This is a genomic window from Aneurinibacillus sp. REN35 (assembly GCF_041379945.2).
Classification (GTDB): Bacteria; Bacillota; Bacilli; order Aneurinibacillales; family Aneurinibacillaceae; genus Aneurinibacillus.
The window spans coordinates 73,103-93,610 of record NZ_JBFTXJ020000009.1 but is presented as its reverse complement, the minus strand read 5'-3'; the positions used below and the strand labels follow the sequence as shown (position 1 = coordinate 93,610).

Annotated in this window: 16 protein-coding genes; 14 read left to right on the top strand and 2 right to left on the bottom strand. The window is 47.4% G+C overall.

All coding sequences use genetic code 11. The annotated features are described in order from the left end of the window. Positions 1 to 146: 146 nt before the first annotated feature. A complete protein-coding gene (locus AB3351_RS16455; protein WP_371148241.1) occupies positions 147 to 2,168 on the bottom strand; it encodes a transglycosylase domain-containing protein in 2,022 nt (673 codons plus the stop codon). A gap of 178 nt (positions 2,169 to 2,346) precedes the next feature. On the opposite strand from AB3351_RS16455, the gene AB3351_RS16450 reads away from it, so the two are divergent. The 6 genes from AB3351_RS16450 (at position 2,347) to AB3351_RS16425 (ending at position 8,624) form a co-directional block, all read left to right on the top strand. After that, the gene (locus AB3351_RS16450) at positions 2,347 to 3,972 is read left to right on the top strand and encodes an ATP-binding protein (protein ID WP_371148320.1); all 1,626 of its coding nucleotides are present in this window, start codon (positions 2,347 to 2,349) and stop codon (positions 3,970 to 3,972) included. Beyond that, positions 3,953 to 4,654 carry a response regulator gene (locus AB3351_RS16445; RefSeq protein WP_371148240.1) on the top strand — a complete coding sequence of 234 codons (702 nt, stop codon included), beginning with the start codon at positions 3,953 to 3,955 and terminating at the stop codon, positions 4,652 to 4,654. The genes AB3351_RS16450 and AB3351_RS16445 overlap by 20 nt, the downstream gene beginning before the upstream one ends. A 154-nt stretch (positions 4,655 to 4,808) precedes the next feature. Further along, the gene (locus AB3351_RS16440; protein WP_371148239.1) at positions 4,809 to 5,852 is read left to right on the top strand and encodes a tripartite tricarboxylate transporter substrate binding protein; all 1,044 of its coding nucleotides are present in this window, start codon (positions 4,809 to 4,811) and stop codon (positions 5,850 to 5,852) included. Positions 5,853 to 5,912: 60 nt separating this feature from the next. Then, positions 5,913 to 6,371 carry a tripartite tricarboxylate transporter TctB family protein gene (locus AB3351_RS16435; protein ID WP_371148238.1) on the top strand — a complete coding sequence of 153 codons (459 nt, stop codon included), beginning with the start codon at positions 5,913 to 5,915 and terminating at the stop codon, positions 6,369 to 6,371. 19 nt (positions 6,372 to 6,390) lie between these two features. After that, positions 6,391 to 7,917 carry a tripartite tricarboxylate transporter permease gene (locus AB3351_RS16430; RefSeq protein ID WP_371148237.1) on the top strand — a complete coding sequence of 509 codons (1,527 nt, stop codon included), beginning with the start codon at positions 6,391 to 6,393 and terminating at the stop codon, positions 7,915 to 7,917. 50 nt (positions 7,918 to 7,967) lie between these two features. Next, the gene (locus AB3351_RS16425; RefSeq protein ID WP_371148236.1) at positions 7,968 to 8,624 is read left to right on the top strand and encodes a TerC family protein; all 657 of its coding nucleotides are present in this window, start codon (positions 7,968 to 7,970) and stop codon (positions 8,622 to 8,624) included. 66 nt (positions 8,625 to 8,690) lie between these two features. On the opposite strand, the gene AB3351_RS16420 is transcribed toward AB3351_RS16425, so the two are convergent. Beyond that, on the bottom strand, positions 8,691 to 10,292 hold the full coding sequence (locus tag AB3351_RS16420) for an alpha/beta fold hydrolase (protein WP_371148235.1): 1,602 nt from the start codon (positions 10,290 to 10,292) through the stop codon (positions 8,691 to 8,693). Between the two features lie 248 nt (positions 10,293 to 10,540). Between AB3351_RS16420 and speE the strand changes: the two genes are divergently transcribed. The 8 genes from speE (at position 10,541) to AB3351_RS16380 (ending at position 20,490) form a co-directional block, all read left to right on the top strand. Beyond that, the gene (gene speE / locus AB3351_RS16415; RefSeq protein WP_371148234.1) at positions 10,541 to 11,371 is read left to right on the top strand and encodes a polyamine aminopropyltransferase; all 831 of its coding nucleotides are present in this window, start codon (positions 10,541 to 10,543) and stop codon (positions 11,369 to 11,371) included. A gap of 12 nt (positions 11,372 to 11,383) precedes the next feature. Continuing rightward, positions 11,384 to 12,250 carry an agmatinase gene (gene speB, locus AB3351_RS16410; protein WP_371148233.1) on the top strand — a complete coding sequence of 289 codons (867 nt, stop codon included), beginning with the start codon at positions 11,384 to 11,386 and terminating at the stop codon, positions 12,248 to 12,250. A 121-nt stretch (positions 12,251 to 12,371) separates the two neighbouring features. Continuing rightward, the gene (locus tag AB3351_RS16405) at positions 12,372 to 12,806 is read left to right on the top strand and encodes a YwiB family protein (RefSeq protein WP_371148232.1); all 435 of its coding nucleotides are present in this window, start codon (positions 12,372 to 12,374) and stop codon (positions 12,804 to 12,806) included. Further along, on the top strand, positions 12,806 to 14,503 hold the full coding sequence (argS, locus tag AB3351_RS16400) for an arginine--tRNA ligase (protein WP_371148231.1): 1,698 nt from the start codon (positions 12,806 to 12,808) through the stop codon (positions 14,501 to 14,503). Before AB3351_RS16405 ends, argS begins: the two co-directional genes overlap by 1 nt. A 309-nt stretch (positions 14,504 to 14,812) precedes the next feature. Next, positions 14,813 to 16,942, top strand: a complete 2,130-nt coding sequence (locus tag AB3351_RS16395) for a (Fe-S)-binding protein (protein WP_371148230.1) — start codon at positions 14,813 to 14,815, stop codon at positions 16,940 to 16,942. Between the two features lie 159 nt (positions 16,943 to 17,101). After that, a complete protein-coding gene (locus tag AB3351_RS16390) occupies positions 17,102 to 18,289 on the top strand; it encodes an acetyl-CoA C-acetyltransferase (RefSeq protein WP_371148229.1) in 1,188 nt (395 codons plus the stop codon). A 169-nt stretch (positions 18,290 to 18,458) separates the two neighbouring features. Continuing rightward, the gene (locus AB3351_RS16385) at positions 18,459 to 19,310 is read left to right on the top strand and encodes a 3-hydroxybutyryl-CoA dehydrogenase (protein ID WP_371148228.1); all 852 of its coding nucleotides are present in this window, start codon (positions 18,459 to 18,461) and stop codon (positions 19,308 to 19,310) included. Between the two features lie 37 nt (positions 19,311 to 19,347). Then, positions 19,348 to 20,490, top strand: coding sequence for an acyl-CoA dehydrogenase (locus AB3351_RS16380; RefSeq protein ID WP_371148227.1), 1,143 nt, complete (start codon positions 19,348 to 19,350; stop codon positions 20,488 to 20,490). Positions 20,491 to 20,508 lie beyond the last annotated feature (18 nt).

Sequence of the window (20,508 nt, the reverse complement as noted above, 5' to 3'; positions counted from 1 at the left end):
ATTGAACGGAATGTGAAATTTTTTGTCAATAATTGATTGCAGCATTGTGACTAGGATAGAATGTAAGGGTGTACCATACACATCGATTACTAGGACACGTAAAAAAGGGAAGCGAGCGTCAAGGAACACGCTCTGCTTCCCTTTTTTCAATTCCAGAATTTCATTTTATCCCAGAAGGATTCTTGTTTCTTCGGCTCTTCCTTTGGCGGCGCCTTGGGCGCTTGATAGTACTCTTTCGGTTCGGTTCCCGGAATGAAGTACATCAGTTCCTGCTTTTTTGAATCCTGGCTTGCCAGCTTATCTGTAGCTGTATCGACATAGATCGGTACAACCCCAGGCGGTACAGGAAAGATAGCAGCCGGTTTTCCGGTAAGCGATTGCTCCATGAAATCGGCCCAGATCGGAGCGGCCTGACGCGCATCTGCGAAGCTGTCGATCTTGCTATTGTCATCATATCCAACCCATACGGCAGAAGCTAACTGTGGTGTAAATCCGCCCAACCACGCGTCGAAATCAGTCGTTCCGGTTTTTCCGGCGACGGGACGATGGAGCTGCGAGCGCACCCGCTGTCCGGTTCCGCCCGGCTCAAATACTTTTCCCATCATATGTGTCAGCAGAAAGGCATTTTCCTGACTCACTACCTGCTGTGTCTGTGGTACATTCTCGATTAGGGTTCGTCCTTCCCGATCCACAATCCGAGTAATTGCAAGCACATCGGCTCTTTGACCTTGGTTAGCAATGGTAGCGAACATCCGCGCGACTTCCATCGGCATGACAGGGTTGCTGCCGAGCGCAAGCGATGGGAGCGGCTGCAGTGGTGAATCAATCCCTAAGCGCTTGGCCATTGTGGGCAGCTTGTCTGGCCCGATGGTCATGTGGGTTTGGACGGCATAGATATTATCGGAGCGGGCAATGGCTTCCCCCATAGAGATGTAGTCATGTGCATATTGGTCACCGTAATTTTTAGGAATGTATGTCGCATCATTTCCGAGTGTGAATACGGTGGGCTCGCTTTTGATTTTCGTAAGCGGGGTAAACCCGTTTTCAAGGGCAGCGAGATAGAGCGCCGGCTTTAATGCAGAACCGGGCTGGCGACGGGCAGTAGCCCGGTTGAACTGGCTTTTTGTATAGTCTCGTCCGCCTACCATCGCACGGATATAGCCGGTCTGCGGTTCAATGGCGACGAGCGCAACCTGCAGATTCCGGTCTTTCGGTAGATATTTCTGTACAGAAGCTTCGGCTTTTTGCTGCATGAGCGGATCAAGTGTCGTATAGATTTTGAGGCCGCCGTGTTCAATCGTTTCTTCGTCGAGTCCGTATTTGTCCTTTGCCAGCTTCACGACGTAATCGCGGAAGTACGGTGCGGTGGCCTTGCCCTTATTATGCAGGGAAGTAAGCTTGAGAGGCGCGGCGAATGCTTCATCCGCCTGCTGCTTTGTGATGTATTGCTCCGCTACCATCGTATTTAGCACAATGCGCTGCCGCTCTTTCGCCGCTTTCATATCAATGAATGGGGAGAAGAAGCGCGGTCCCTTTGGAATGCCTGCAAGCATGCTGGCCTCAGCAAGTGTCAAATCGCCTGTGTTTTTATCAAAATACGTCTTGGCGGCTGCCTGAATGCCGTATGCGGCATGTCCGTAATAAATCTGGTTCAGATACAATTCAAGCAGCTCAGGCTTTGTGTAATTAAGCTCAAGCTGGATCGTGAGCAGCGCTTCTTTATATTTGCGCGCCCAGGTCTTGTCATGGCTTAAGTAGAGGTTGCGGGCGAGCTGCATTGTTATGGTGCTTGCCCCTTCCACTTTTGCCATATGGCGCAGATCGGTGAGTGCAGCCCCTGCGATGCGCTTGAGATCAAAGCCGGGATGATCATAGAACTTCCGATCCTCGATGGCGATGGATGCCTGCTGCACAAATTCAGGGATTTGCGCAAGCGGAAGGAAGACACGATTCTCCCCTTTATAGAGCGCAGCGATGACGGTATTATCTGCACCGTATATCGTTGTTGTTTCGTTAATATCCGTTTTGGGCAGCGGCTGGGAACGGAGATAGAGAACGAATAATATAGACAATGCCGTAATAATAACCAGTGTAATGAGCAGCCAGCGCATCGCTTTGCCTGCGATACGCAGCCAACGAATGAACTGGTCCTCCCGTTTGATTTCCAATGTGAAGACCTCCCTATGCCTTCTACTATCTTGCAGTATCAGTATAGGGAAATCTAGTAAAATCTATACGTAGGTACCGGTTGTATTGAGAGAGGCGGAATGCTTCTTATTTTTCATGTAGCCTACAGTTGGTTGAAGATTTATAATGACTTGTAAGCGCTTAACATGAAGGGGGAACATACATATGCGCCCACTTACGCTGCAGACTCGAATTGTTATGTTTGCCTTATCGATCGTAAGTTTTATCATTATTGGCATGGGCCTGTTTTTTTACGTCATTATCTCAGAGAAGGTGGAGGCGGAAGTCGGTCAGCGCGCACTAAGTGTTGCTCAGATTGTCGCTAATATCCCGGAGCTGCGCCGTGCCTTTGCATCAGAGAATCCATCCACAGTAATCCAACCGATAGCTGAACTGGTTCGGAAGAATTCCGGAGCTGAATTTATTGTGGTTGGGAATAGACAAGGCATACGATATTCACATCCCCTGCCTGACCGCATAGGAAAGCAGATGGTTGGTGGAGATAATACGCAGGCGCTTGAATTAGGGCATGCCGTGATATCGAAAGCCACAGGGTCGCTTGGTCCGTCGCTGCGGGGCAAAGCCCCCATATTTAATGATAAAGGTGTCGTAATCGGTGTCGTATCGGTTGGTTTCATGATTAAAGATATTAATGAAACGGTCAGTGAATACCGGGATCAGGTGTTGGGCATTGCGATTCTCGCTATGCTGCTCGGCGGTGCGGGAGCGATTTATCTTGCGAGGCATATTAAGAATAAAATATTTGGCTTAGAACCGGAGGAGATCGCATCCTTATTCACCGAAAGAAGTGCCATGATCGAATCGGTCCGCGAAGGAATTGTTATGGTGGATCGAAGGGGCAGAATAACGCTGGCTAATCAGGCGGCCTATGATATTCTCTCGCTGTCTTCAGACACCTCGCTTGTCGGACGCTCGATCGCTGACCTGTTTCCGCATACAAAGTTGATAGAGGTAATGAAAAGTGGAGAGAAACAGTACGATCGGCAGATGGATGTGAATGGGCAGGAAATTATCGTGAATCGTGTTCCTGTGCTGAGCAGCAGTAATCGCATTGAGGGGGCGGTGGCGAGTTTTCGCAGGAAGTCGGAAATAGACCAGTTGACGAAGGAATTATCTCAGGTAAAGCGGTATGCGGATGCACTTCGGGCGCAGACGCATGAGTTCAGCAATACGCTGTACACCATTTCCGGTCTCCTGCAGTTGGAGTCGTATGAAGAAGCCATTCAACTGATTCACGAGCAGACAGAAATCCAGCAGGATATTATCCAGCTTATTATGCAGCGGCTTCCGGACCCTTGGATGGGTGCGATTGTCCTTGGGCTTTATAATAAAGCCAGGGAACTTAAGATTGCATTTGAGATCGATCCGCATAGTGAACTTGATCACCTGCCGACCCATCTTAACCGGCAGCATCTCGTATCCATTCTCGGCAACCTCATTACCAATGCATTTGAAGCGGTTCAGAAGGAGATGCCGGAGAGAAGAAAGGTGAAGCTTTTTTTTACGAATATTGCAAGCGATATTGTCATTGAAGTGGAAGACGGCGGTTCAGGCGTACCGGATAAGGCAATTCCCTATATATTCGATGAAGGTTTCTCGACCAAGAAAGGAGAACGGCGCGGTTTTGGACTGGCTCATATCAAGGGTCTGCTTGAAGAGATGGGCGGATATTGTACCGTAGAGAGAGGCGAAGAGGGCGGGGCGTTATTTACGGTCGTTATTCCAAAAGAGGGGCGGATGCTGTGTGACAGACAGGCAAATTGATGTACTCATCATTGAGGATGACCGACGAATCGCAGAGATTAATCGTCGGTTTACAGAGAAGATTGAAGGATTTCATGTGGTGGCTCTTGCGGAGAGTGGGGAAGAGGCCAGGGATTGGATAGAAGTATATCGCCCCCAATTGGTGCTGCTTGATGTATATCTTCCTGATAGTACAGGAGTGGAGCTGGTCCGGGAAATTCGGTCAAAGTATTGGGATGTAGATATTATTATGATTACCGCCGCCAAAGAAATCGAAGTGATTCAAGATGCGCTGCGCGGGGGGGTGCGAGATTATATCGTAAAACCGCTTGTCTTTGATCGTTTTAAGCAGAGCTTAGAAAAGTACCGTAATGATCTGTATCTGATGACAAAAGCAGAAAAAATGGAGCAATCACAAATTGATACACTTTGGTTCCGCGGTCAGAATCGATCAGTAGAGTCCGGTGGTAGGGAAGAGTTTCTAACAAAGGGCATCGATGGGTTGACATTAGAAAAAGTAATGAATGAAATGGTGGGAATGGGAGATGGCGTGACATCGGAGATGGTGAGCCAACAGGTGGGCATTAGCCGTTCAACTGCCCGTCGCTATCTTGAATATCTCGTATCCATTGATCGACTCAGGGCGGATTTGGTGTATGGTACAGTCGGCAGGCCGGAGAGAAGATACTATCGTATGTCATGAATTTTATGAACAAAATAGAACTTATACTTTTAATCAGATTTATTTAAATAATATATAAATTCAGAATACAAGGTGTTACAGTGAGGACAGAAAAACAATCTGTCCTTTTTGTTTTGTAAACGTTTTACAAAAGACTTGAGAGGGGGCTTCACACATGAAAGGTTGGAAAAAAATGATTACAGCCAGCTTGAGCCTAACGATTGTAGCAATGCTGGCAGCCTGTGGCAACGGAAGCAATACAGATACAAGCGCTGGAGCAGGCAAGAAAGAAGGAGGCGCGTCCAATTATCCGACGAAGCAAATTACCATGGTTGCACCAAGCGGCGCAGGTGGTGGCTGGGATAAGACAGCGCGTTCGATAACGAAAGTATTAGGAGAGACGAAGCTCGTAGAACAAACGATGCTCGTAGAGAATAAGCCGGGCGGCGGTGGCGCTGTATTCATGGCGGAATATGCCACAAAGGACAAAAAAGATCCATACCGCTTATTCGTTAACTCCCCGCCGATTCTTATTAATAACCTGAAAAAAGAAGGAAACAGCCCGTTCGGTTATAAGGACACGACACCGTTGGCTCAGTTAACCAAGGATTATGGTGCAATCGTTGTCAATAATGATTCACCATACAAAGATATGAAATCGCTAATTGAAGCACTGAAGAAAGACCCTGGAAAAATGACGCTTGCCGGCGGATCAGCTCCGGGTTCTATGGATCATCTGATTGCGGTTCTTCCAGCCTTTAAATCAGGCATTGATGCGAAAACATTAAAATATGTATCGTATGACGGCGGCGGAGAAGCGATTGCTGCGCTTCTGGGCGGCAATGCGGATGCGATTGGAACCGATGCTTCAAGCGTAGGTGAATATGTAAAAGCAGGCAAGGTTCGTGTGTTGGGCATTGCGGCACCTGCACGTCTGTCCGGTGATTTGAAGGATGTGCCGACATTTAAGGAACAAGGCATTGATACGGAATTCACCATCTGGCGCGGCGTCTTCGGACCGAAGGAAATGCCGGATGATGCAAAAGCATACTGGGAAGAAAAGCTGAAAGCCCTGTCTGAAAATGAACAGTGGAAAAAAGAGATGCAGGCGAACGGCTGGGAAGGTGAATATAAAAACGCAGCTGATTTCACAGCATTCTTAAGCGAGCAGGAAAAGCAGGTACAAGAGATGTTAACGGCGCTTGGTATGGCGAAATAGAAAGGGATAGAGGAGGAGATTCGTTCTTCTCCTTTGTCTTCATGAGAATGGGGGGAGACGATGAGCAAGACATTTGATCGGACTGCCGGGCTGTTGTTTCTTCTGATGGGGCTTTTATTTGCACTAGAGAGCAGAAAAATTGCGGTAAGTGCATACGGAAGTACGGTTGGGTCTAATATTTTTCCGCTGGTATTAGGTATTGTGCTTATACTGCTGAGCTTACGATTATTGTATGAAACATTTTATTATACAAAGGCAGATGATTCTTCTGCAAAGCTTGATTATAAGCGATTTTTAATTATTTTTGTGACTGCTGGACTTTATTGTTATTTTCTTGAAGAGATTGGCTATGTGATTGGCACTTTTATTTTCCTTTTGATCGGATTTCAGACGATGGAGAGAACGAAATTGATCCTCTCGATTGTAATCTCGACCTTATTTTCATTCGGAGTGTATTACTTATTTGTGCATGTGCTGCAAGGCTCCCTTCCTGGATTTCCGGAATGGATGGGTTTCTAGCGGGTAGGAGGTGGATTGAATGGACGTTCTTCAATTTCTTGGACATGGATTTGCTGTTGCGATGCAGTGGCAAAACCTTGTGTATGCCTTTGTGGGTGTATTAATTGGAACAGCGGTGGGCGTGCTTCCGGGCATCGGTCCGATGAGCGGGGTGGCTCTGCTGATTCCTGTAACGGCGACATTAACGAGCGGAGCTGCACCGGAAGATGCGGCAGCCAGCTCGATTATTCTTCTAGCAGGTGTATATTACGGAGCGATGTACGGTGGTTCAACCACATCCATTCTATTGAACACACCGGGGGAGTCGTCCTCGGTTGTGACCACGCTTGACGGATATCAGATGGCAAGGAAGGGACGTGCAGGATCTGCCCTGAGCATCGCCGCTATCGGCTCTTTTGTAGCAGGTATTGTCTCTCTTGTTGGCTTGATTTTACTTGCGCAGCCATTGTCTGCTGTCGCATTAAAGTTTGGTCCGGCCGATTATTTCTCTTTAATGATTCTTGGGCTATGTGCAGTCAGCGGCTTGGCCGGGAAGTCGATGACCAAAGCGCTGATTATGACCGTATTGGGATTGCTTCTTGCTACGGTGGGGATCGATAATGTCTCTGGTGTAGCACGTTTTACGTATGATGTACCCCAATTGTATCAAGGGTTTGAGTTTCTGACGATTGCAGTAGGGCTGTTTGCACTTGGTGAAGTGTTTAAGACCATTCTTGAACGCGAACACTTAGAGGGTGAGGTAGCGAAGGTCGGCCGTATTCTGCCGACAAAAGAAGATCTGCGTGATAGCGCCGGCCCCATTACACGCGGTTCGCTGCTGGGCTTTTTTATTGGTATTCTCCCGGGAGCCGGAGCGACGCTTGCCTCTTTCTTCTCCTATATTCTTGAGAAGAAGGTTAGCAAAAACAAGGATAAATTCGGAAAGGGAGCGATTGAAGGCGTGGCTGCACCGGAGTCCGCTAATAATGCAGCTTCCGGCGGCGCAATGATTCCGCTTCTGACGCTTGGTATCCCTGGTTCGGGTACAACCGCGATTCTGATGGGCGCGCTGATTATGTACAACGTACAGCCAGGTCCGCTTCTGTTCAGCGATCATCCGACGGTTGCCTGGGGATTGATTGCCAGTATGTTCATCGGTAACCTTATGCTCTTGATTTTGAATCTACCGTTGGTCAAAGTCTTTGCTAAGATTATTGAGACGCCGCCCAAATATCTGATTCCGATTATTATCGCAATCTCAGTCTTTGGTGTTTATGCGGTGCAGATCAGTATTTTTGACCTTATGCTTCTGCTTCTTTGCGGTGTGCTTGGTTATTTCTTTGCCAAAAACGATTTTCCGCTTGCGCCGCTTGTGCTTGGCTTGGTATTAGGGCCAATGATTGAAAATAACATGCGGCGTGCGCTGACGATCTCCAACGGCGACTTTACAATTTTTCTGGAGAAGCCGCTGTCTCTTGTCTTTATCGTGCTATCGATGCTGTGGCTTGCGATTCCGATCGTGCTGAAGATGCGTGGCAAGAGCGTGGTTATTAACGAAGAAGCGTAATCTATTATTTTTTGGTTATGCTACCTGTAAACGTAATGGGAGGAACATACATGGATTGGATGATTATTCTCCTACAAATCATCTTAATTAATCTCGTGCTAAGCGGAGATAATGCGGTGGTGATAGCGCTGGCCTGCCGCAAGCTGCCGGAGGAGCATAAGAAGAAAGCGATACTGATCGGGACGGTAGGAGCGATTGTGCTGCGGATCATTCTAACATTAATCGCTGCCTATCTTCTGGAGATTCCGTTTATCGAGGTCATCGGAAGTCTGCTCCTGCTGTGGATTGCCATTAAGCTTCTGAGAGAAGAAGATGAAGAGACGGAGATTAAGCAGGGAACAAGCTTTTGGGCAGCGGTAAAAACGATCATTGTGGCGGACTTTGTCATGGGACTAGATAATGTGCTTGGCGTAGCCGGAGCGGCCGGAGGGAATTTTTATCTTCTGATGGCGGGCCTTGTGCTCAGCATTCCGATTATCGTATGGGGCAGCACCTTTATCATGTCATTAATGAACCGCTACTCATGGTTCATTATGCTCGGGGCCGCTGTGCTTGGATGGACGGCGGGCGAGATGTTTACCTCTGACGCTTTCGTGCATGGCATGCTGCAGGGAAATACGTTTGCAGAGCTTGTGATCCCAGTGCTTTGTGTCATTGTGGTACTGGTCGTAGGCCGGATGGGCGGTAAGCTAGAAACCGGCAACTGATCAGTTACCTTTGCAGAAAAGTGAAACCATTGCCCGCAGTACAACATGCAGGCAATGGTTTTTATTTTATTTCTTCGTCTTGGTGATCCAATTCGTAATGTCGTCGATCACATAGGATGGGATGTTGGCTGGCATAAAGTACTCATCTGGTTTGCTCATTGCCCCTTCTCCCTCTGTAAAGAAGTGATTGAGCTTTGGATAGAGCTTGTATGTCACATCGCTGCGATGTGCTAACGTTTCTTTCCATGTTTTGAATTCAGGATCAGCCATTACCTGATAATCGCGCTCTCCTTGCAGGATAAGAAGCGGTGTGGTCTGGTTTTTGGCGTCATCTGCTGCCTTAATGCTGCGGATTGAATCCCAGAACATAGGCAGACCCAAATTGAAATCTTCAGGCGGGTTTTCTCCAGAGAAGCTAGGGTCTTTTAAATATTCGATCTGTTTTTTCATTGGTTCAAGCTGATCTTTAGGCAACTGCCCAACAGAGGCGAGATAATCGAATTGATCAAGCATAATATCCGGCAACGTGCGTGCAGGACCGGCAAGAGAGATGCCTCCTGCTATCTTATCTGCGCCTTTTTCTAAGATGCGCGGAAGCATCAGGCCGCCTTGGCTGTGGCCGATCACATAGATTCGATTCTTATCAATATTGGCTGTGTTTGCAAGCAGATCAGCAGCAAGCAGAGCATCGTCCGTCGTCTCTTTATCTACGGTATGATTACGATCAAACATTGTCTTGGCTGGATGTTCAAAGGTTCGCTTATTGTAGCGCAGCACCGCGATATTTTGGGAAGCGAGCCCGTGGGCCAAGTCGCGGAACGGTTTAAGTGCGAATGCTGTTTCATCCTGATCAAGCGCTCCGGAGCCTTGGACAAGTACTACTGCCGGGAAGGGTCCATCGCCTTTTGGCATCGTGATTGTACCGGAGAGAGCAAAGGTTCCTTCTCCAACGGTGACTTCTTTTTCTGTGAAGGTGTCTTTCTTGCTGTATGTAGGGTCATTCGCTATTTTCGGTGCGGCAGGCATGAGGGAGATCATAAAATCATTGATCTGTCCTTGTTTATTTAGGTTGATGCTGATTGGCACCGTTGCTTTCTCAAAGACGAGGGGGATTTCGATACTTGTATGCACCGCGTTTTTGTTTTTCCAGACCGCTTTGCCGACTTCCTTAAGCTGTCCAGCATTGAGTTCTTTGGGAAGGGCTTCCCAGTAGCCTTTCATTTGCTTTTCGCTTCGAACCTTGAGTAGAGCTGGGGAGAAATCGCGCACTGCTTTGTCGAATTGCTCTTTTTGCATCGCCTCGATAAAGTTGGTTGCTGTTTTGAGCTGGTCTTTTACCTCTTTTTTATCGGCTAGATACGTATGCAGAGCAGAAGCGTGAACCATAATTCGACCGTCTACAATTTTCGCTTTTCCTGGAAGTGCAATGCTCTTCCCGTTGACGATCATGTGATCGCTGTCTTTTGTGATGAGTACAGTAAGATCATCCAATCGTAATGTTGCTGTATGCGTTGTCTGATCCCATGTGACCACGGCTCCGGCTTCTTCCCCCAGTGTTCGTAGAGAAACAGGCGCATCCGGCGCCAAGGTGGCGGCTGATGCAAAGGAAGGGATACTAATGGCGACAGTTAATGATGCTGCCAGCATTTTTTTCTTTATTGATTTCACAAGCGGCTTCCTCCTTTAGAAAATGAAATGGATACATAAGGTTATACGGAGAAAAAATGTAAAAGTTTGATGATTTTTAATTCAGTTTTCTGGGAAGTGGCAGGCAGATGGGGTAAGATAAAAAATGAGTGCTTGATTTTTGGAGTGAGTCCTATATAATTTACTTGTTTTAGAGGATTCTCGCTAAGGATCATTGCAAAATATACCGCTTTTCACATCTGTGAAAATGCGAAAGGAGACTGGAAAAGATGGGTGGATTCTGGTTCACAGAAAAGCAAACCGAAAACTTTGGTATTACGATTAAAGTTAATAAAACTTTACATACAGAACAGACCGAATTCCAAAAGCTTGATATGGTGGAGACGGAAGAGTTCGGTAACATGTTGTTCCTTGACGGCATGGTGATGACTTCACAAAAAGATGAGTTCGTCTACCATGAAATGGTAGCGCATCCGGTTCTTAATACGCATCCAAATCCGGAGAATGTGCTTGTTGTTGGCGGCGGTGACGGCGGTGTCATCCGTGAAATTATGAAACACGAGAAGGTTAAAAAAGCGACGTTAGTAGATATTGACGGCAAGGTTATTGAGTATTCCAAGAAATACCTTCCGGAAATCGCCTGTGAACTTGATAATCCGCGTGTAGATGTACAGGTTGACGATGGCTTTATGCATATTGTTAAAAGCAAAAACCTCTATGATGTAATTATGGTAGATTCTACAGAACCGGTTGGCCCGGCAGCTCCGTTGTTTGAGCGCGGTTTCTATCAAGGTATCTATGAAGCCCTGAAAGAAGACGGCATGTTTGTTGCACAGACGGACAACCCGTGGTTCAAAGCTGACCTGATTCGTAAAGTAAATAAAGATATCAAAGAGATCTTCCCGATTGCGAAAGCATATATAGCGAACATCCCAACATATCCAAGCGGCATGTGGGTATTCCAAATCGGCTCGAAAAAGTACGATCCGGAAGCGGTAGATGTACAAAGCATTCCAGAACGCGAGACAAAGTACTATACACCGCGCTTGCACCACGCAGCGTTTGTGCTACCGAAGTTTGTAGAAGATCTGGTGAAATAAGGAGGAGTTGCCGTGCATTTTTTTAACCCATCTTACAGCGGGCATGCATTCTTTGAAGCACAGAGCACATATGAAGACGCACAGGCTGTCATCTATGGCATGCCGATGGATTGGACAACCAGTTTTCGCCCTGGCTCCCGCTTCGGTCCGACCCGTATTCGCGAAGTGTCGATTAACCTAGAAGACTACAGCCCGTATGCAGATCGTGAACTTAGTGAAGTTGCTTATTTTGATGCGGGGGATATTCCGCTTCCGTTTGGCAGTGCTCAGCGCAGTCTGGATGCGATTGAAGAATACGTACGCAAAATCGTCGCGGACAATAAATTCCCGATTGGTCTGGGTGGCGAGCACCTTGTAAGCCTGGCTCCGATTAAAGTTATGGCTGAGAAATATCCGGACTTAGTTGTTGTGCATATTGATGCCCATACTGATCTGCGCGAAGAGATGGAAGGGGAAGCACTATCCCACTCCGCCATTATTCGCCGCGCGCTTGATTATGTGAAACCGGAGAACGTATACCAGTTCGGCATCCGTTCCGGCTTGAAGGAAGAATTCGAGTTCGCGCGGGATCACATGCACTTGAGCAAATTCAAAGTGATTGAGCCGTTAAAAGAATGCCTCGAAGAATTAAAGGGACGCCCTGTCTATGTTACGTTCGATATTGACGCCGTAGATCCAGCCTATGCACCGGGAACAGGGACAGCTGAGCCGGGCGGCATTTCTTCTGCGGAAGCGATTGAATCGATTTATCTGCTGTCGGAGCTTAACGTCGTAGGCTTTGACCTTGTAGAAGTGGCGCCAGTGCTTGACCAGTCAGAAAGAACGCAAATTCTCGCCTCCAAAATGATTCGTGAAGTGATTTTAACAATGGTTAAATAGGGAAATGATAGAGAGAGTGCGGTCTATTTACGGACCGCACTTTTCCTTATATCTTGCTTCTTCTTATCCATATCTCGTAGAATATAGAAATAACAAAGATTGAGCTTATTAGGTGATACAATTGGGTACATTTCCCGTACAAGAAGTCAGCATTGAAGTAATTAGCGAATTCTCTCTGACGATGGCTCCGGCGGAGACGAATCGAATTGCCTATACCGGACAGCTTTATTTTATGAATGGAACTTGGTACATAAAGTATGTAGAGCAGGATGAGGCTGGAGAGACGAACGCAACCGTCAAGGTAAAAGAGGATGAAATTGTCGTCATTCGCAACGGGGTGGTATCGATGCGACAGTCATATCGCCCCGGAGTAAAAACAGGCGGATTGTATCATAGTGCAGCAGGCGTGATGCAGATGGATACCGATACAAGAGACATTGCGCTTCGCTATGATGCGGACGGATATCTCCGCACGGCGGTCTGGGTGTATGACTTGTATCTGAATGAGCAGAACATTGGACGATATACAGTGCAGTGTCGGCTTACGCGTGCATAATGCCATATAGATTGAGGAGGATTACCGTGAGTGTAGTAGAACAAACCAAAGGTAAAATTATTGAACAAATTAAACAAGCTGTCATAGCAGCGGGAATTGTCGAAGCGGAACAAATCCCGGACTTTGTACTGGAGCTGCCAAAGGATAAGCAGCATGGGGATTATGCGACGAATGTCGCAATGCAGCTAACGCGTATTGCACGTAAAAACCCGCGTCAGATTGCTGAAGAGATTGTTGCTCATTTTAACAAGCAGGCCGCCAGCATTTCTAAAGTTGAGATTGCAGGCCCGGGCTTTATTAACTTTTATATGGATAACAGCTATCTGACCGGTGTAATTGGTCAGGTTATCGATGCGGGTGACGCTTATGGACGTACCGATGCAGGCAGAGGAACAAAAGTACAGGTAGAATTCGTTAGCGCCAATCCAACAGGCAGCCTGCACTTAGGTCATGCGCGTGGTGCTGCATTTGGGGATGCGCTGTGCAATGTGCTCGATATGGCGGGCTATGACGTATCGCGAGAGTATTATATTAACGATGCAGGAAATCAGATAGTAAATCTGGCGCGTTCTCTTGAAGCACGTTATTTCCAAGCGCTCGGTCAGGATGCCGAGATGCCAGAGGATGGCTACTATGGTCAGGATATTATCGATTTCGGAAAAGAGCTGGCCGCAAAAGATGGCGACAAATATGCCAAGATGGAGCCGCAAGAGCGTTTTGTCTTCTTCCGTAACTGGGGCCGTGATAAGGAACTTGAGAAAATCAAGACGGACCTTGCCGATTTCCGTGTGAAATTCGATGAATGGTTCAGTGAAACATCCTTGTACGAAACAAACGCAGTGGAGGAGATTGTCGGCGTGCTGCGTGAGAAAGGCTATGTGTATGATAAGGATGGTGCGACATGGCTCCGTTCTACCGATTTCGGGGATGACAAGGACCGTGTATTAATTAAGCAGGATGGTACGTATACGTATCTAACGCCAGATATTGCATATCATGAGAATAAATTCAGCCGTGGATTTAATCAATTGATTAATATTTGGGGCGCTGACCATCACGGATATATTCCGCGGATGAAGGCTGCGATGCAGTGTCTTGGTCATGATGCGGACCAACTGGTTGTTCTGATTAATCAGATGGTCAGTCTGTATCAAGGTGGCGAAAAAGTGAAGATGTCGAAGCGTACCGGCAAAGCGGTGACGATGCGTGATCTAATGGAAGAAGTAGGAACCGATGCGACTCGCTACTTCTTTGCAATGCGCAGCCAAGATGCGCACTTAGATTTTGACATGGATCTGGCGGTATCGAAGTCGAATGAGAATCCAGTCTTCTATGTACAGTATGCCCATGCGCGCATCTGCAGTATTTTCCGTCAGGCTGATGAGCAGGGTATTGCATTTGATATGGGCAAAGCGGATTTCAGCCGCATGGAAAGTGAGAAGGAAATTGACCTGCTGAAGCATCTGGGTGAGTTTCCGCAGGAGATTGCGGGTGCTGCAGAGGTATTGGCACCTCATCGTATTGTACGCTATGTGCATGATTTGGCATCGCTGTTCCATAGCTTCTATAATGCGGAGCGCGTAATCACAGACGATGAAGGATTGACACATGCACGTCTTGCGCTGATGAAAGCCGTGCAGACTACAATTGTCAATGCGCTGCGTCTGATTGGCGTTTCTGCTCCAGAAAGAATGTAATCACATTATTGAATGGATAAGTTACCTGTCTCCTATTTATGTAGAAGACAGGTATTTTTATTTCCGTTTTTGTAACGAAAAAGAGAACAAAATAAAAGAAAGTTATGTAAAAAGCGCAAATCTAACTTTTTACATCTAGCAGGAAAATGAAAAAACAGATAGAATATTCAATATTAGGAGTGGTATTTATTTTTTGCGAGATACATCTGACTGAATGGTCATTCACAACCAGGGCATTACATGATATGATAAAGGTAGCTATTTTTCAATCTAGTCAGATTATTTCGTGGAGAAGGAGATGAGAAACAAATGAATTTTTTGCCGCTAATTAACCTCATAGCGTTTTTTGCGGTCGTTGGCTATGCGCTGTATTTATTTGCGCATCTTGTCTACAGCCGTATAACGTACATCAAGTTGGGACAAGCGGCCAATTTGAAGGACGATGCGACCCGAAGCCTCAATGCGTTCTGGGTCAACGTTTTTGGACAAAAGAAACTACTAAAAGATTCCAAAAGCGGTGTCATGCATATTGTGCTTTTCTACGGCTTTTTACTTGTTCAATTCGGTGCGATCGACTTAATCTGGAAAGGCTTGAAACCGGGTTCTCACCTGCCGTTTGGTTCGGCGTATCCATACTTCTTGCTGTTTCAGGAAGTCGTGGTCGTATCGATTTTACTTGCGATTTTCTACGCGTGGTATCGTCGAAATGTAGAAAAATTAAAGCGCTTAAAACGCGGCTGGAAAGCCAATCTGGTCGTGTGGCTGATTACGATTCTGATGGTCAGCACGCTGTTATCTGAAGGATTGGAGATCATCTGGCTGCATCCGGAGGAAGTGGGTTTCCGTTCGACACAGCCGATTGCTTCAAGTTTAGCCATTGCGCTTTCCGGTCTGGGATCAACTGCGGCAGGCGTTCTGTTTTACGTATTCTGGTGGGTGCATCTGCTTACGCTGCTGTTCTTCTTGGTCTATATTCCGCAGGGCAAGCATGCGCATCTGCTGTTCGCCCCGTATAACTGGTTAATGAAGGATAAAACCCGTTCGCCGGGCAAGCTGAGCACCATCGACTTTGAGAAGCTTGAAGAAGAAGGAGCGGAAGAATTCGGTGTTGGTCGGATTGAGAATTTTACACAAAACCAACTGATTGACCTGTATGCGTGTGTAGAATGCGGACGCTGTACAAGCATGTGTCCGGCAGCAGGCACAGGCAAGACGCTCTCTCCGATGGATCTGATCGTAAAGATGCGCGATCATTTAACAGAGAAAGGGGCGGCAATCACCGGTCGTACGCCATGGATGCCTGCCGCTGTATTCAAAGAATCGAATGGCAATGTGCTCGCTGCACAAGCGCGTGCGGCAGGGGTAGGCCAGGCAGGGGAAGAAGTGGCTGCGGCTACAGAGGGCTCCTCCGCATTGAAAATCGAATATGATGTAAACCTGATTGGTGACGTCATTACCGAGGAAGAACTGTGGGCCTGTACGACGTGCCGCAACTGTGAAGACCAGTGTCCGGTTGCCAATGAGCATGTGGGTCATATTATTGATATGCGTCGTTATCTGGTCATGACGGAAGGTCAAATGCCATCGGATGCGCAGCGTGCGCTAAGCAACATTGAGCGGCAAAGCAACCCGTGGGGCATTAACCGGAAAGACCGGATCAAATGGCGCGAAGGCATGGAAGATCTGGTGCCGACCGTAAAAGAAGCGGAATCATTTGAGTATCTGTTCTTTGTCGGTTCCATGGGCTCGTTCGATAATCGAAGCATCAAGCTCACGCAATCCTTTGTTCGTGTCATGAACAAGGCAGGCATTTCCTTTGCCATTCTTGGCAATGAAGAGAAGAACTCAGGCGATACGGCTCGCCGCCTCGGAAATGAGCTGCTGTTCCAGGAGCTGGCGATGGAGAACATCGGCAACTTCCAGAAGTATGAAGTAAAGAAAATTGTAACGATGGATCCGCATGCGTACAATACGTTCAAGAATGAATATCCAGAATTCGGTCTAGAAGATGTGGAAGTGTACCACCATACTGAACTGTTGGCGCAATGGATTAAGGAAGGTCGCCTCAAGCCGGTGAACGAAGTGAAGGATCGTGTTACATTCCATGATTCCTGTTACTTAGGTCGCTATAATGACATCTTTGGTGCTCCGCGCGACATTTTGTCCGCTATTCCAGGTGTGGAGATTGTAGAGATGGAGCGCTCAGGCTGTGATAGCATGTGCTGCGGTGCAGGCGGTGGCATGATGTGGCAGGAAGAGCACCAGGGTACGCGAGTTAATATTGCACGAACGGAGCAGGCTTTGGCCGTGAATCCGACCACGATCGGAAGCTCCTGTCCATATTGCCTGACCATGCTTTCGGACGGAACGAAAGCGAAAGAAGTAGAAGATAAAGTACAAACGCTCGATATGGTTGAGATTTTAGAAAAATCTTTATAGAATACTCTTTTGCATTTGTTCGAACATTGATACAATGGAAGAGGAAGGAACTGTAACCCGGCAGTTTTTACTGCCGGGTCTCTTTCCGAGAATTAACTGACTGAGCAATCGTTCGATTATGTATATCGTATCCATTATAAATTTTAAGGAGGCGCAAGAATGAAAAAATCAGTAATCGTAAGCGCAGCCCGTACACCATTTGGTAAGTTTGGAGGGAAGCTCTCATCACTTTCAGCCGTAGATCTGGGTGGTATTGTCATTAAAGAAGCGGTAGAACGCGCTGGTATCGCTCCGGATGCAGTGGATGAGGTCATCATGGGGATGGTGCTGCAGGGTGGTGCAAAGCAGATTCCTTCTCGACAAGCAGCACGCAAAGCGGGCCTGCCGTGGGAAGTACAGACAGAGACAATTAACAAAGTATGTGCTTCAGGACTACGCAGTGTAACGTTGGCAGACCAGATCATTCGTGCTGGGGATGCAGACGTTATTGTAGCGGGCGGCATGGAGAGCATGAGCAATGCGCCGTATATTGTGCCGAATGCACGCTGGGGCATGCGAATGGGCGATGGCAAGATCGTAGATTTGATGCTCAACGACGGCTTAACGGATGCGTATGACGGACAGCATATGGCTGTTCATGGCAGCAATGTAGCGGCTGAGTATGAGATTTCTCGTGAGGCGCAGGATAACTGGGCGCTGCGCAGCCAGCAGCGGGCGGCTGAGGCAATGAAAGCAGGCAAATTCAACGATGAGATCGTGCCAGTATCCGTGCCGCAGCGTAAAGGCGATCCTGTCATCGTAGATACGGATGAGGCACCGCGTGAGACCACGCTTGAACAGCTTCAGAAGCTGCCTCCGGTGTTTACAAAAGACGGAAGCATCACCGCAGGGAATGCACCAGGTGTTAATGATGGTGCAGGTGCTATGGTAGTAATGTCCGATGAGAAGGCAAAGGAGCTTGGCGCAAAGCCGCTGGCAACGATTCTTGGTCACGCGGCAGTTGGACAGGAAGCACCTTATATTGCGACAACGCCGGGCCTTGCCATTAACAAGCTGCTCAAGAAGACAGGCTATACAATTGATCAGATTGATTTATTTGAAGTTAACGAGGCATTTGCAGCTGTTACATTGACCAGTGAGAAGATCGCAGGATGGGACCCAGAGAAAGTAAATGTGAATGGTGGCGCTATCGCATTCGGTCATCCGATCGGTGCAAGCGGTGCGCGTATTCTTATGACATTGATTTACGAATTGCGTCGTCGTGGAGGCGGCTTAGGGATCGCAGCGATCTGCTCCGGAGCGGCCCAGGGCGATGCCATCTTGGTAGAGGTGCCAGCAGCAGAATAACAGGCAAAGACGAAGTAACAAGAGAATGTGATAGAGAAGGAGAACATAGGCCAGCTTGTGTATAGAAAAGAGAGAAAGGCATCCGGCTCCTCTCTTAGCAGCTCACTTTTTCTTGTTACTCTCTTTATAATTTTCTTTACTTTAATCTCACATATAAGGAGTGGAGACAATGGAAGTAAAAAAATTCATGGTCATTGGCGCAGGCCAGATGGGAAGCGGCATCGCTCAGGTAGCAGCGCAAGCGGGTCTTGACGTTATACTGCACGATGTAAAAGAAGAGTTCGTACAGCGCGGTCTTGGCGTGATCACGAAAAATCTGACCCGTGATGTGGAAAAGGGACGCAAAACAGAAGAAGAGAAACAAGCGATCATAAGCCGCATCACTCCATCTACAGACATTAATAATGCCAAAGATATTGACTTTGTAGTGGAAGCGGCTGTAGAAAACATGGCGATTAAATCAGAGATCTTTAAGCAATTAGATGAAATCGCACCAGCGCATGCGATTCTTGCAAGCAATACGTCCTCACTTCCGATCACGGAGATTGCGGCGGTAACCAATCGTCCGGAGAAAGTCATCGGTATGCACTTCATGAATCCGGTTCCGGTAATGAAGTTGATTGAGGTTATTCGCGGATTGGCTACATCGGATGAGACATACCGCATTGTCGCTGAGCTATCCGAGAAGATGAACAAAGTAGGCGTAGAAGTTAACGACTTCCCAGCCTTTATCTCCAATCGCGTACTGATGCCGATGATTAATGAGGCCATCTACTGCGTATACGAAGGCGTAGCGACACCGGAAGCGATTGATGAAATCATGAAGCTTGGTATGAATCATCCGATGGGGCCGCTAACACTGGCTGACTTTATCGGTCTTGATACGTGCCTATCCATTATGGAAGTGCTGCATGAAGGCTTCGGTGATTCGAAGTATCGTCCATGCCCGCTGCTGCGCAAGTATGTAAAAGCAGGATGGCTAGGACGCAAATCAGGTCGCGGATTCTACGTATATGAGTAGGTAAAGAGAAAAGCAACAGGAGCTAGGAGGAGAAACCATGCATTTACAATTTACAGAAGAACAAGAAATGATGCGTCGTATGGTGCGGGACTTTGCCCGCGAAGAGATCGCCCCACAGGTAGAGAAGATGGAAGAGACGGATGAATTCCCGCTTGAGATTGTTCGCAAGATGGGTGAATACGGTCTAATGGGCATTCCAATCGAAGAGAAATGGGGCGGCGCTGAAGCCGACTTTATCTCCTATATTCTCGCAATCAATGAAATCTCTAAGGTAAGTCCAACTGTTGGTGTTATTTTGTCTGTACACACATCAGTAGGCACAAACCCAATTTTATATTTCGGCAATGAAGAACAGAAAAAGAAATACGTGCCGAAGTTAGCTTCAGGCGAGTACATTGGCGCATTTGCTTTAACCGAGCCAAACGCAGGCTCTGATGCTGGAAGCATGCGCACCTCAGCAGTAAAAAAAGGTGACAAGTACATTCTGAATGGCTCCAAAATTTTTATTACGAATGCAGGAGCTGCCGATACGTACATCACGTTTGCTGTCACCGATCCGTCAAAAGGATCAAAAGGAATCTCCGCATTCATTGTAGAAAAAGATACACCAGGGTTTACTGTCGGCAAAAAGGAAAAGAAAATGGGCCTTCATGGTTCGAGCACGTGTGAGCTGATTTTTGATAACGCAGAAGTTCCAGCGGAGAATCTGCTTGGCGAAGAAGGAATGGGCTTTACGATCGCGATGGCGAACCTGGATGTAGGACGTATCGGTATCGCCTCTCAGGGCCTTGGAATTGCAGAAGGGGCGCTTGAGCACGCCATTGCCTATGCCAAGGAACGCCAGCAGTTCGGTAAGCCGATTGCTGCTAATCAGGGCATCGGATTCAAGCTGGCCGATATGGCGACACAGATTGAAGCCTCCCGTATGCTGGTATATCGTGCCGCAGCACTGCGCAACAAAGGAATTAAATGCGGCATGGAAGCGTCCATGGCGAAGCGCTTTGCGACAGATACAGCGATGAATGTTGCGACGGAAGCTGTGCAGATATTCGGCGGCTACGGCTATACACGTGAATATCCGGTGGAGCGCTATTTCCGTGATGCCAAAGTAACCCAGATTTATGAAGGCACCAACCAGATTCAGCGTGTTGTGATTTCCAAGCATCTATTAAACAAATAATAAAAGGAGTGGGGAGAA